We start from the raw sequence: 12680 nt of genomic DNA, 5'->3' as shown, positions 1-12680 counted from the left end.
GACAGGAGCGGATCGCATGCCCATCGCAACTCCCGAGGTCTACAACGAGATGCTGGACCGGGCCAAGGCGGGCAAGTTCGCCTACCCGGCCATCAACGTCACCTCGTCGCAGACCCTGCACGCCGCACTGCGTGGTTTCGCCGAGGCCGAGAGCGACGGCATCATCCAGATCTCGACCGGTGGCGCGGAGTTCCTGGGCGGCCAGCACAACAAGGACATGGTGACCGGCGCGGTCGCGCTCGCCGAGTTCGCGCACATCGTCGCCGCCAAGTACGACGTCACCGTCGCGCTGCACACCGACCACTGCCCGAAGGACAAGCTGGACGGCTACGTCCGCCCGCTGCTGGCGATCTCCGCCGAGCGCGTGGCCAAGGGCCAGAACCCGCTGTTCCAGTCGCACATGTGGGACGGCTCCGCCGAGACCCTGGCCGACAACCTGTCCATCGCCAAGGAGCTGCTGGCCCAGGCCGCCGCCGCCAAGATCATCCTTGAGGTCGAGATCACCCCGACCGGCGGCGAGGAGGACGGCGTCTCCCACGAGATCAACGACGAGCTGTACACCACCGTCAACGACGCCGTCCGCACCGCCGAGGCGCTGGGCCTGGGCGAGAAGGGCCGCTACCTGCTGGCCGCCTCCTTCGGCAACGTGCACGGCGTGTACAAGCCGGGCAACGTCGTGCTGAAGCCGGAGCTGCTGCGCGAGCTGCAGGACGCGATCGGCAAGCAGTACGGCAAGACCGACCCGTTCGACTTCGTCTTCCACGGCGGTTCGGGCTCCACCGCGGAGGAGATCGCCACCGCGCTGGAGAACGGCGTCGTGAAGATGAACCTGGACACCGACACCCAGTACGCCTTCACCCGCCCGGTCGCCGGCCACATGTTCGCCAACTACGACGGCGTGCTGAAGGTCGACGGCGAGGTCGGCAAGAAGAACACCTACGACCCCCGCACCTGGGGCAAGCTGGCCGAGGCCGGCATGGCCGCCCGCGTGGTCGAGGCCGCCGAGCAGCTGCGCTCGGCCGGCAAGCGCCTGAAGTGAGCCCGCTGACACGAGCGCGGTGAACACGTGTGCCCCCGGCGGTCCTCCGCCGGGGGCACAGTCGTGTGGTCCTACCGGTCGAACTGCACAGTCCTACCGCTTGCGCCGCGCAGCCCCTACTGCTTGAGCTCCGCGTACGCCTCGGCGCTGCTGTCCTTCAGGAACTGCCAGCAGCGGGCCTCCTCCTCGGTGTCCTTGATCGCGCCGGCCGCCCGGGCGAGCGCCGCCAGGCAGCGCAGGAAGCCGCGGTTGCCGCGGTGCTCCCACGGCACCGGCCCATGGCCCTTCCAGCCGTTGCGGCGCAGCGCGTCCAGGCCGCGGTGGTAGCCGGTGCGGGCATAGGCGTACGACTCGACGTAGCGACCGGCCGCGTAGGCGTCGTCGGCGAGCATGGCCCAGGCGAGGCAGAAGGCCGGGAAGTCGGCGGCCACCTGGGTCGGTGAGGCCGACTCCTCCGCCAGCATCCGGTAGGGCTGCTCGTCCTCCGGCAGGAGGGTCGGTTCGGGGCCGTCGAGAAGATTCTTGTGAATCGCCATGGAGTGCAGTCTGCCACCCGAGGCCCAGGGGTCAACCGCGGTCACGGGATCGGCCCCGGCTCAGTGCCGGACGGTCACCACGAGCTTGCCCACCTGTCCGGTGGCCTCCGTGCGCCTGTGCGCTTCGACGGTCTCCGCCAGGTCGAAGACCCGGTCGATCAGCGGCCGGCTCATCGACACCGGGGCGGGCCCAACGCTGAGGGCGCCCCCAAGGTTGCATACCTGGTACATGGACATTCACCCGTTCTCCATGCCAGGGTTTCGCTCGTGCCCGCAGCCCGATCCGCCCGCAGGCGAGCCGTCCCGCCCAAGAACGCCGGCGGAAGCCGCCGACGCCGCAAGGCACGTCGCCGGATAGGACCTGGCATGCTCACGGCATTAGTCGCCTCGCTGCTGGTGCTGGGCGCCGCGGCCTTCGTGCTGAACCGCCCCTCGGGCCAGACCTCGCCCGCGCCGACCGCCCAGGCCCGGATCGCCCCGCCGGCCGAGCAGTCGCCCACCGCGGCCGCGCCGCCGACCCCGACGCCCGCCGCCACCCCGACACCCACGCCGACGCCCACGCCCACGCCCACGCCCACCGCGCCGGACCCCGGCCCGACCAAGGGCGCCGGCACCTTCACCATCGCCTCCGCCAGCGCCAAGCCGGTCGGCCGCGGCAACGTGCGCCGCTACCGGGTGGAGGTCGAGGACGGCATCGGCATCGACTCGGCGGCCGCCGCCGCGCAGATCCACGGCATCCTCGGCGACCCGCGCGGCTGGACCAACAACCACAAGGACGGCTTCCAGCTGGTCGCGAACGGCTCGTACGACTTCACCGTGAAGATCGCCTCCCCCGCCACCGTGGACAAGATCTGCGGAGCCTCCGGCCTGGACACCCACGGCGAGGTCAACTGCGACGTCGGCAGCCAGGTGGTGGTCAACTCCAAGCGCTGGAACACCGGTTCACCGCAGTTCAACGGCCCGCTGGACGAGTACCGGGCACTGATCATCAACCACGAGGTCGGCCACCGGATCGGCCACGGCCACGAGACCTGCCCCGGCCCGGGCAAGCCGGCGCCCGCGATGATGCAGCAGATATACGGCCTCAAGGGATGTGCCCCGAACGCCTGGCCGTACTCGGCGGACGGCACCTACCTGAGCGGCCCGTCCGTCCCGTAGTGGAACGGAGTTGATACCTGATCGGCAATCGTCCGGTACGGCCGCGTTCTATCCTGCGATCATGACCGTTCCCCAACGCCGAAGGCTCGCCGCCGCGTTCGCCGCCGCCGGGATCACGCTCGGCGCCGCCGCCTGCTCGTCCTCGACCGGCTCCACCACGGGCGGTGGTGGAGCGCTCTCCTACGACCGCGTCCGCTCGACCGCCCTGGACCTGGTCAAGAACAAGTCCACCAGCTGCCCGTTCGGCCTCGATCTCGCGAAGGCGGCGTCCGGTGCCGGGATCGCCGGCGCGGTCGCCCCCGCCCCGGCGGACGGCCGCTCCGTCCGGGGCGACGCCGGCGACGGCGTCCCGGCCACGAACGGGCAGCCGGCCACTCCCCCGCACGCCCAGATCACCTGCTCGTACACCGTCGGCCCGTCCACCGTCGTCGACATCGACCTGCTGGCCGTGCCGCAGAACGACTACGCCGTCAGCATGATGCTGCCCTCGATCCAGGCCGCCGGGCTGCTCAGCGTCGACCAGCTGAGCCGGTTCTCCACCGATCGGCCCGCCGTCGGCCAGACCAGGATCACCCCGGACAAGGGCACCGCCGCCGTCGCCCGCGTGGCCGTCAAGGGCGAGGGCGACCTGGTGCTGATGCTCTCCCAGGACTTCCGCGACTCCGATCCGGACCCGGCCCTCACCGGCGAGCCGCTGCGCAAGGCCGCCGAGGCCCTGGCGGCCCAGCTCCACTAGGTCGAGCTCCACTAACCGAGGACCGGCAGGTACTCCCCCAGGTCGCTGCGCTCCCCGGAGGCGGACACCTGGGCGTCCGCCACCGCCGCCGCCCAGTCCGCCCGGCCGGTGGCCAGCCGGATCCAGGTCAGCGGACCGGTCTCGACCACGTTCGGCGGGGTGCCGCGGGTGTGCTTCGGCCCCGGCACGGCCTGGACCACGGCGTACGGCGGGATCCGCAGCTCGACCGCGCCGCCGGGGACGTGGTCCGCGAAGGCGTCGGCGAGCATCCGGGTGACGGCGGCGAGGGCCTGGCGGTCGTGCGGGAAGTCCGCCAGGCCGAGTGCGTCCGCCAGGTCGTCGGCGTGCACGACGGCCTCCACCAGCCGGGTCACCAGGTAGTCGGTCAGGAGCATCGGCCGCCCGGCCCGCAGGGCGGTCCTCCGCCCGGGTTCGGCGGCCGCCGCTTCGTCGAGCGCGGACCGCAGGTCGTCCAGCGACCGGTCGAACGCGGCGGCCACCTCCTGCGGCGGGCCGGCGAACTCGTCCGCCGCGAGGCCGGTCACCCGGGTGTCGACCGCCTCGGCCATCGTCCTGGTCAGCTCGGCGTAGTCGGCCAGCGAGAGCACCGGCCCCTCCGGCGCCGGACCGTCCAGGGGGGCCGGCGGCAGGCTCAGCGCCAGGCTCAGATGGGCCACCAACTCCCGCACCCGCCAGGAGCCGAGCCGGGTGGGCCGGTCGAGATCCGGTGCGGTCAGCCGGTGCACCACGGCACGCAGCGCCTCGTTCTGCGCCACCAGCGCGGCGCGGACCTTCTGCGGTTGGTACGTACGGGACTTGGGAGGCATGGGCCCCAACATACGCCGAGGGGCGGACGGTCCCCGGAATCCGGAGGACCGCCCGCCCCTCGAGGGCACGCCGGTCAGGCCAGCAGGGCCTCGATGACGCCGGTGTGGGCGTCCTTCAGCTCGGCCAGCGAGACGGTGAACTGCCCCTGGACGTCCAGGCTGTCGCCGTCCACGACACCGATCCGGGCGGCCGGCAGGCCACGCGCGGTGCACATGTCGTTGAACCGGAGCTCCTCGCTGCGCGGCACCGCCACGACGGCGCGGCCGGCCGACTCCGAGAACAGGAGGACGAACGGGTCCATGCCCTCGGGCACGACGATCCGCGCGCCGTGACCGCCCTTCAGGCAGCTCTCCACCAGCGCCTGACCGAGACCGCCGTCGGACAGGTCGTGCGCGGCGTCGATCATGCCGTCGCGCGAGGCGGAGATCAGGATCTCGCCGAGCAGGCGCTCGCGCTCCAGGTCCACCTTGGGCGGCAGGCCGCCGAGGTGGTCGTGGACGACCTGCGACCAGGCCGAGCCGCCGAGCTCGTCCGCCGTGTCGCCGAGCAGGTAGAGCAGCTGCCCCTCCTCGGCGAAGGCGACCGGGGTGCGCCGGGTGACGTCGTCGATGACGCCGAGCACCGCGACCACGGGGGTCGGGTGGATGGCGACCTCGCCGGTCTGGTTGTACAGCGAGACGTTGCCGCCGGTGACCGGGGTGCCGAGGGTCAGGCAGGCGTCGGCCAGACCGCGGGTGGCCTCCGCGAACTGCCACATCACGTCCGGGTCCTCGGGGGAGCCGAAGTTGAGGCAGTCGGAGACGGCGAGCGGCTTGGCGCCGCCGGCCGCGACGTTGCGGTACGCCTCGGCCAGGGCCAGCTGGGCGCCGGTGTACGGGTCCAGCTTGGCGTAGCGGCCGTTGCCGTCGGTGGCGACCGAGACGCCGAGGTTGGTCTCCTCGTCGATCCGGATCATGCCCGAGTCCTCGCCGACCGAGAGCACGGTGTTGCCGAGCACGTAGCGGTCGTACTGGTCGGTGATCCAGGACTTGGAGGCCTGGTTCGGGTGGCTCGCGACCTTCAGCAGGTCGGCCTTGAGGCCCTCGCCGGTGGTCGGGCGGGCCAGCCGCTCGACGGTGGGGGCGTCGGCCTGCAGCGCGTCCTGCCAGCTCGGGCGGGCGTACGGACGCTGGTAGGTCGGGCCCTCGTGGGCGACGGTGCGCGGCGGGACGTCCACCACGAGCTCGCCGTGCCAGAAGATCTCCAGGCGCTCGCCGTCGGTCACCTCACCGATGACGTTGGCGATGACGTCCCACTTCTCGCAGATCTCCAGGAAGCGGGCGACCTTGTCGGGCTCCACGATCGCGCACATGCGCTCCTGCGACTCGCTCATGAGGATCTCCTCCGGCGAGAGCGTGTGGTCGCGCAGGTGCACGGTGTCGAGGTCGATCCGCATGCCGCCGGAGCCGGCCGAGGCCAGCTCGCTGGTGGCGCAGGACAGACCGGCGCCGCCGAGGTCCTGGATGCCCTTGACGAGCTTCTCGCGGAAGATCTCCAGGGTGCACTCGATGAGGAGCTTCTCCTGGAACGGGTCGCCGACCTGGACCGCCGGGCGCTTGGCCGGCTTGGTGTCGTCGAAGGTCTCGGAGGCCAGCACCGAGACGCCGCCGATGCCGTCGCCGCCGGTGCGGGCGCCGTACAGGATGACCTTGTTGCCGGCACCGGAGGCCTGCGCGAGGTGGATGTCCTCGTGCTTCATGACACCCACGCACAGCGCGTTGACCAGCGGGTTGCCCTGGTAGCAGGAGTCGAAGACGACCTCGCCGCCGATGTTCGGCAGCCCCAGGCAGTTGCCGTAGCCGCCGATGCCCGCGACGATCCCGGGCAGCACGCGACGGGTGTCCGGATGGTCGGCCGCACCGAAGCGCAGCGGGTCCATCACGGCGACCGGGCGGGCGCCCATCGCCAGGATGTCGCGCACGATGCCGCCGATGCCGGTGGCCGCGCCCTGGTAGGGCTCGATGTACGACGGGTGGTTGTGCGACTCGACCTTGAAGGTGACCGCGTAGCCCTGGCCCACGTCGACCACACCGGCGTTCTCGCCGATGCCGACGAGCATCGCGTCCGAATCGGGCTTCTTCTCGCCGAACTGCTTCAGGTGGACCTTGCTGCTCTTGTACGAACAGTGCTCCGACCACATGACCGAGTACATCGCGAGTTCGGCGCCGGTCGGGCGGCGGCCGAGAATCTCACGGATGCGCGCGTACTCGTCCTCCTTGAGGCCGAGCTCGGCCCAGGGCTGGGCGGCGTCCGGGGTCTGCTCGGCGTTCTTGACGGTGTCGAGGCTCATCAGGCGTTCACCAGCTGCTTCAGGACGGAAGTGAAGAAGCCCAGGCCCTCGGTGGTCGGACCGGTGAGCGGCTCCACGGCGTGCTCCGGGTGCGGCATCAGGCCGACGACATTGCCGGCGGCGTTGGTGATGCCGGCGATGTCGCGGTACGAACCGTTCGGGTTGACGTCCAGGTAACGGGCGACCACCCGGCCCTCCGCCTCCAGCTCGTCGAGGACGTGCTCGTCGGCGACGAAGCGGCCCTCGCCGTTCTTCAGCGGGACGACGATTTCCTGGCCCGCCGAGTAATCCCGGGTCCAGGCCGTGCCGGCGTTCTCGATCCGCAGCTTCTGGTCGCGGCAGATGAAGTGCAGCGAGTCGTTCCGGGTGAGCGCGCCGGGCAGCAGGTGCGATTCGCACAGCACCTGGAAGCCGTTGCAGATACCGAGCACCGGCATTCCGAGCCTCGCCTGCTCGATGATGGTCTCCATCACGGGCGAGAAGCGGGAGATCGCACCGCAGCGCAGATAGTCGCCGTAACTGAATCCGCCTGGCAGGACGACGGCGTCGACCTGGTGGAGATCCTTGTCACGGTGCCAGAGGGCGACCGGCTCGGCGCCGGCCAGGCGGACCGCGCGCTGGGCGTCGCGGTCGTCGAGGGACCCGGGAAAAGTGACGACGCCGACGCGGGTGGTCACTTGCCCTCCTCCTCGACCCGAACGATGAAGTCCTCGATCACGGTGTTGGCGAGAAAGGTCTCGGCGGCTTCGCGGATACGGGCGAGCGCGGCGTCGTCGACCGGGCCCTCCAGCTCCAGCTCGAAACGCTTGCCCTGGCGGACGTCGGCGATCCCGGTGAATCCGAGACGGGGCAGTGCACGCTGCACCGCCTGTCCCTGGGGGTCGAGGATCTCCGGCTTGAGCATGACGTCGACTACGACGCGTGCCACTGGCACTCCCGGTGGTGTCTTCGGTGAGGCGGGGGAACTCCAGACTACCGGCCGTTTCGGGCTGGATTGCTGGCCGGGGAGGGTGACGCGCGTAGACCCAGGACCCTTACGCCACAAGGGATCCGAGCCTGCGGCCCCCCGTCCGGGCCGCTCCGTTTCCGGGGATTCGAAGCCTCGAACGGGAAGGCCCGAAGAACACCCGAATACGGCACTTGGGGACAGATCCGCCCGTCCCGCGCACCGGTATCCGGGAGTCCCGCGAAGACTCGTGAATATCCGGAAAAGAATGCCGGACTCTTCGATTTCGACCCCCTTCGGGTGCAGAATAGGGCCACCTGTCGCGGCAAGTGCTGCGTATCCGGCGGGCCACCAGGCCTGCCCGTGTGCGCTTGCGCGAGTTGGTGCACATCAGGCCCCGGACGTAGCCCGCGAACCGGCGGCCGAATTGCCCGAGAGGATTGACACCCATGGCTCAGCGTGTAGTTGTCACGCTCTCCGACGACCTGGACGGCGGCGCCGCCGCGGAAACCGTCCACTTCGGCGTCGACGGGAAGTCGTACGAGATCGACCTGTCCGTGGACAACGCGGAAAAGCTGCGGGAGGCCCTCGCCCCGTTCGTCGCGGCCGGCCGCCGCCAGAGCCGCACCGGAAAGTCCTTCCGCCGCACCGCGCTCACCCCGGACCCGGCCGCCGTGCGCGCCTGGGCGCTGTCGCGCGGCATGGAACTGCCGGCCCGCGGCCGCATCCCCAAGCACGTGTACGAGGCGTTCGCCGAGGCGAACTGAGCCTCCCCGGGGCACCGCCCCTGGTCGCCCTGCCCCGCCTGGACCGAAAGGGTGGGGCGACCACCCCGAACGATGCTGTAGAGTATTCCTCGTCGCCGCAACGGAGAGATCCGAAGAGGCGGCGGGTGCCCCACCAGGCACCCTGCGGACGTGGCTCAGTTGGTAGAGCATCACCTTGCCAAGGTGAGGGTCGCGAGTTCGAATCTCGTCGTCCGCTCGCAGTGCGCGAGCACAGTACAACTCAATAGTTTGTCCCTGCGGACGTGGCTCAGTTGGTAGAGCATCACCTTGCCAAGGTGAGGGTCGCGAGTTCGAATCTCGTCGTCCGCTCCAGAACGAAGGCCCCCTCGATCGAGGGGGCCTTCGGCATTTCCCGCCCCGGGCGATTCCCGGCCCATGACATTTGTCATCGCCGACCCGTGGATCCGCACCGCCGACTCATGACGGCGCGCACTGCCCGCGCGACCGGGGCGGCGGAAGGCTGGGGGGCATGGAAACGAGCCAGCCCTCCCGCCCCGGCGACAGCGTGATCGAGGTCACCGACCTGCACCGCCACTACGGCACCGGCGCCACCGAGTACCACGCCGTCCGCGGCGTCGACCTGACCGTCGGCCGCGGCGAGCTGTTCGCCCTGCTGGGCACCAACGGGGCCGGCAAGACCTCCACCATGGAGGTCATCGAGGGCATGGCCGCGGCCACCCGCGGCACCGTCCGGGTGCTCGGCCGCGACCCCTTCACCGAACGCACCGCCGTCCGTCCGCGGATCGGCATCATGCTCCAGGAGGGCGGCTTCCCCGGCGAGCTCACCGCCGCCGAGACCGGCCGCACCTGGGCCGGAATGACCAGCGGCGCCCGCCCGGTCGCGGAGGCGCTGGAGCTGGTCGGCCTCGGCCACCGCGCCGACGTCCGGGTCAAGCAGCTGTCCGGCGGCGAACGGCGCCGACTGGACCTCGCGATGGCCCTGCTCGGCCGCCCCGAGGTGCTGTTCCTGGACGAGCCCAGCACCGGCCTCGACCCGGAGGCGCGCGCCGCCGTCTGGCGGCTGGTCCGCGAACTGCGCACCCAGGGCACCACGGTGCTGCTCACCACGCACTACCTGGAGGAGGCCGAGGAGCTCGCCGACCGGCTGGCCATCATGCACGGCGGCCAGGTCGTCACCACCGGCACCGTCGCCGAGGTGATCGCCGGCCGGCCGTCCCGGATCAGCTTCGAGCTCCCCGCGTTCACCGGGACCGCGCTGCCCGTCCTGCCCGGGGCCGAGGTCACCGTCGACGGCCGCAAGGTCACCGTGCAGACCGTCGGCCTCCAGGACACCCTCACCGACCTGCTCGGCTGGGCCCGGCACCACGGGATCGCGCTCGGCGCCCTGGACGCCCGCAGCGCCTCGCTGGAGGAGGCCTTCCTCGCCATCGCCTCCGAGGCCGCCCACCAGGTCCCGCCGCAGGCCCCCGCCGCCCCCGCCCGTCCCGCTCGCCGCCGCCTGATCGGATCCGCCCGATGACCACCGCCGCTCCCACCACCACCAGCGCCGCCATTGGTCCGCAGAGCACCACCGTCGGCCGACTGCTCGCCCTCGGCCGCGCCGAGGCCACCCTGCTGCTGCGCAACCGCACGGCCCTGTTCACCGCCGTGGTGCTGCCGGTGGTACTGATCAGCTCCCTCCGCGGCCTGCTCAAGAAGCAGGCCGAGACCAACCCCGGGCTGGACGTCGACTCCCTGCTGGTCTACGGCTCGGTCGGGATGATCCTGGCCTTCGTCGTGTACTACAACCTGACCGCCGCGTACGTCGGGCGGCGCGGCGAGCTGGTTCTCAAGCGGCTGCGCACCGGCGAGGCCAAGGACCTGGAGATCCTGCTCGGCACGGCCGTCCCCTCGCTCACCCTCGGCCTGCTGATGGCCGCCCTGATCGGGATCGGCGGCAGCCTCGGTCTGCACCTGGCCGTGCCGGTCAACCCCCTGCTGATGCTGGTCGGCCTGGTGTCGACCCTGGCTACCATGATCGCCCTGGCCGCGCTGTCCAGTGCCTTCACCAAGACCGTGGAGAGCGCGGGCATCACCACCCTGCCGGTCATGCTGGTCATGCAGTTCGGCTCCGGCCTGTTCGTCCCGCTGGAGGTCATGCCCTCGCAGCTGGCCGACATCTGCCGCCTGCTGCCGACCACCCCGGCCTTCCAGCTGATCCGCATCGGCTGGTTCGGCACCGACGGCTCGGCCGCCCCGACCGGCTTCATCGGCAGCTGGGGCACCGCCGGCCCGCACCTGGTCTCCGGCGCCGTCTGGCTGGGCCTGGCGGTCTGGGGCGCGATGCGCTACTTCCGCTGGGAGCCGCGCCGCTGACCGTTCGACGGTAAACCAAGGAAATCCCCCGGTTCGACCTCTGATATGAAGGCAGCAGCACGATCATGGTTGAACTGGGGGAACGGCACGTGGACATGCGCTCACCACTGCGCAGGTGGAAGGGCTACGGCAAACCCCACCGCGCGGAGCTCTACTTCCGCTGGTCGATCTACCTGATGCCGCTGGCCACGGTGCCCGTGGCACTGCTCAGCCTCGGCGCCCACGTCGGCCAGTACTCGGCCGGCGCCGCCCGGGTCGCCCTGGCCGTCTCGCTGGCCACCACGCTGGTCGGCATCCGGGCCTGCCGGACCTCGCTCGACCACTACCTCGGACGGCCCGCCGACCACCGCCGCTGGCTCGTCATCAACGGCGCGGTCACCGTCGCCGGCATCTGGGCCCTGCTGCTGACCGGCCCGAAGGCGGACGGGACCGGTGCTCCGCCCAGTGTCCTGGTCACGACCGTCCTGCTGATCGTCGCCTACGGCCCGATCTCCATCGGCCTCCGGCTGCGGTGGTCCGCCCCGGCCGCCGTCGTCCTCGCCCTGTCGGTCGCCCCGGCGATGATGCTGGCCGGGCTGAGCGCCGGCACCACCACCGGGCAGCTGATCGGCACGCTGCTCGGGATGCCCTTCATCGCGGCGAGCTGCCGCAGCTTCGCCTGGCTGACCGCGGTGGTCTGGGAACTGGACGGCGCCCGCGAGACGCAGTCCCGGCTGGCCGTCGCCGAGGAGCGGCTGCGCTTCTCCCGCGACCTGCACGACGTGATGGGCCGCAACCTCACCACGATCGCGCTGAAGAGCGAGCTCGCCGTCCAACTCGCCCGCCGGGGCCGCTCCGAGGCCGCCGACCAGATGGCCGAGGTGCAACGGATCGCCCAGGAGTCGCAGCGCGAGGTCCGCGACGTCATCCGCGGCTACCGCACCGCCGACCTGCACGCCGAGGCGATCGGCGCCCGCGCGGTGCTCCGCTCCGCCGACGTCGCCTGCGAGATCGACCTTGGCGAGGGCGCCGACGAACTTCCACCGCACGTCCAGTCGGTGTTCGGCTGGGTGATCCGCGAGGCCACCACCAACGTGCTGCGGCACAGCGAGGCCGAGCGCTGCCTGATCCGGCTGCGCCGGGAGGGCGGACGGGCGGTGCTGGAGCTGGAGAATGACGGAGTGCCCGCCGTACCGCTCCCCTCCCAGGGCGGCGGTACCGGGCTGCGCGGCCTGCGCGAGCGGCTCGCCGCCCACGACGGCGAGCTGACCGTGCCGACCGCCGGGCCCGGCGTCTTCCGGATGCTCGCCACCGTCCCGCTGCCTCACTGAGCGAACGAACGAACCGAACGTCACGAGCGACCCGAACGACCTGAGCGAACCGAGGAAGAGCCGACCGATGACCGACACCGCGCCCGTCCGCGTCCTGCTCGCCGACGACGAGCACCTGATCCGGGGCGCGCTGGCCGCGCTGCTCTCGCTGGAGGACGACATCGAGGTGGTCGCCCAGGCCGGCTCCGGCCCGGAGGCACTGGTCATGGCGCAGGCGCACCGGCCGGACATCGCGGTGCTGGACCTCCAGATGCCCGGCAAGGACGGCATCGAGACGGCCGCCGAGCTGCGTCGGCTGCTGCCGGACTGTCGCTGCATGATCGTCACCGGCCACGGCCGCCCCGGCTACCTGAAGCGGGCGCTGGAGGTCGGGGTGCGCGGCTTCCTGCCGAAGACCGTCTCGGCGGCCGACCTGGCCGGCATCATCCGCACCGTGCGGTCCGGCGGCCGGTACGTGGACCCGGAGCTGGCGGCGGACGCGATCAGCGCCGGGGAGACCCCGCTGACCCCGCGCGAGACGGACGTCCTGGAACTGGCCGCGGACGGCACCCCGATCGCGGAGATCGCCGTGCGAGCCGCGCTGTCCCAGGGCACCGTGCGCAACTACCTGTCCTCGGCGGCCACCAAGCTGGGCGCGGAGAACCGCCACGCGGCGGTGCGGATCGCCCGCGAGCACGGCTGGATCTAGTGCTCG

At 71.6% G+C, this 12680-nt stretch carries 14 protein-coding genes and 2 tRNA genes; 10 read left to right on the top strand and 6 right to left on the bottom strand.

Annotation, left to right across the window (positions count from 1 at the left end; all coding sequences use genetic code 11):
• The first annotated feature begins 16 nt into the window (after positions 1–16).
• Positions 17–1039, top strand: a complete 1023-nt coding sequence (gene fbaA / locus ACH4E7_RS03985) for a class II fructose-bisphosphate aldolase (RefSeq protein ID WP_396247404.1) — start codon at positions 17–19, stop codon at positions 1037–1039.
• Between the two features lie 116 nt (positions 1040–1155).
• Here fbaA and ACH4E7_RS03980 read toward each other — a convergent pair whose 3' ends face one another.
• Together ACH4E7_RS03980 and ACH4E7_RS03975 are read right to left on the bottom strand one after the other, a co-directional pair.
• Positions 1156–1575, bottom strand: coding sequence for a DUF3151 domain-containing protein (locus ACH4E7_RS03980; RefSeq protein ID WP_355668857.1), 420 nt, complete (start codon positions 1573–1575; stop codon positions 1156–1158).
• 60 nt (positions 1576–1635) lie between these two features.
• Positions 1636–1812: a zinc-binding dehydrogenase gene (locus ACH4E7_RS03975; protein WP_396247403.1), complete on the bottom strand. Its 177-nt coding sequence runs from the start codon at positions 1810–1812 to the stop codon at positions 1636–1638.
• Positions 1813–1941: 129 nt separating this feature from the next.
• On the opposite strand from ACH4E7_RS03975, the gene ACH4E7_RS03970 reads away from it, so the two are divergent.
• Positions 1942–2733, top strand: coding sequence for a DUF3152 domain-containing protein (locus ACH4E7_RS03970; protein WP_396247402.1), 792 nt, complete (start codon positions 1942–1944; stop codon positions 2731–2733).
• 61 nt (positions 2734–2794) lie between these two features.
• Positions 2795–3469, top strand: coding sequence for a hypothetical protein (locus ACH4E7_RS03965; protein ID WP_396247401.1), 675 nt, complete (start codon positions 2795–2797; stop codon positions 3467–3469).
• Positions 3470–3480: 11 nt separating this feature from the next.
• On the opposite strand, the gene ACH4E7_RS03960 is transcribed toward ACH4E7_RS03965, so the two are convergent.
• The 4 genes from ACH4E7_RS03960 to purS form a co-directional block, all read right to left on the bottom strand.
• Positions 3481–4296, bottom strand: a complete 816-nt coding sequence (locus ACH4E7_RS03960) for a sterol carrier family protein (RefSeq protein ID WP_396247400.1) — start codon at positions 4294–4296, stop codon at positions 3481–3483.
• 74 nt (positions 4297–4370) lie between these two features.
• Positions 4371–6626 carry a phosphoribosylformylglycinamidine synthase subunit PurL gene (purL, locus tag ACH4E7_RS03955; RefSeq protein ID WP_396247399.1) on the bottom strand — a complete coding sequence of 752 codons (2256 nt, stop codon included), beginning with the start codon at positions 6624–6626 and terminating at the stop codon, positions 4371–4373.
• A complete protein-coding gene (purQ, locus tag ACH4E7_RS03950) occupies positions 6626–7303 on the bottom strand; it encodes a phosphoribosylformylglycinamidine synthase subunit PurQ (protein ID WP_396247398.1) in 678 nt (225 codons plus the stop codon). The genes purL and purQ overlap by 1 nt, the downstream gene beginning before the upstream one ends.
• Positions 7300–7554, bottom strand: coding sequence for a phosphoribosylformylglycinamidine synthase subunit PurS (gene purS / locus ACH4E7_RS03945; protein ID WP_396247397.1), 255 nt, complete (start codon positions 7552–7554; stop codon positions 7300–7302). The genes purQ and purS overlap by 4 nt, the downstream gene beginning before the upstream one ends.
• Before the next feature lie 467 nt (positions 7555–8021).
• On the opposite strand from purS, the gene ACH4E7_RS03940 reads away from it, so the two are divergent.
• From ACH4E7_RS03940 to ACH4E7_RS03910, 7 genes are all read left to right on the top strand, one after another.
• Complete coding sequence (locus tag ACH4E7_RS03940; RefSeq protein WP_030056585.1) at positions 8022–8339, top strand: Lsr2 family protein; 318 nt, start codon at positions 8022–8024, stop codon at positions 8337–8339.
• Between the two features lie 144 nt (positions 8340–8483).
• Positions 8484–8556: transfer RNA gene (locus tag ACH4E7_RS03935), tRNA-Gly, on the top strand.
• A 40-nt stretch (positions 8557–8596) separates the two neighbouring features.
• Positions 8597–8672, top strand: a tRNA-Gly gene (locus ACH4E7_RS03930).
• 157 nt (positions 8673–8829) lie between these two features.
• The gene (locus tag ACH4E7_RS03925; protein ID WP_396247396.1) at positions 8830–9840 is read left to right on the top strand and encodes an ABC transporter ATP-binding protein; all 1011 of its coding nucleotides are present in this window, start codon (positions 8830–8832) and stop codon (positions 9838–9840) included.
• The gene (locus ACH4E7_RS03920) at positions 9837–10676 is read left to right on the top strand and encodes an ABC transporter permease (protein WP_396247395.1); all 840 of its coding nucleotides are present in this window, start codon (positions 9837–9839) and stop codon (positions 10674–10676) included. Before ACH4E7_RS03925 ends, ACH4E7_RS03920 begins: the two co-directional genes overlap by 4 nt.
• Positions 10677–10741: 65 nt before the next feature.
• Positions 10742–11986, top strand: coding sequence for a sensor histidine kinase (locus ACH4E7_RS03915; protein WP_396247394.1), 1245 nt, complete (start codon positions 10742–10744; stop codon positions 11984–11986).
• A 67-nt stretch (positions 11987–12053) separates the two neighbouring features.
• On the top strand, positions 12054–12674 hold the full coding sequence (locus ACH4E7_RS03910) for a response regulator transcription factor (RefSeq protein WP_396247393.1): 621 nt from the start codon (positions 12054–12056) through the stop codon (positions 12672–12674).
• Positions 12675–12680: the final 6 nt, after the last annotated feature.

Source organism: Kitasatospora sp. NPDC018058, assembly GCF_044327205.1.
GTDB lineage: Bacteria > Actinomycetota > Actinomycetes > Streptomycetales > Streptomycetaceae > Kitasatospora.
This window is presented reverse-complemented; position numbering and strand designations above follow the sequence as displayed.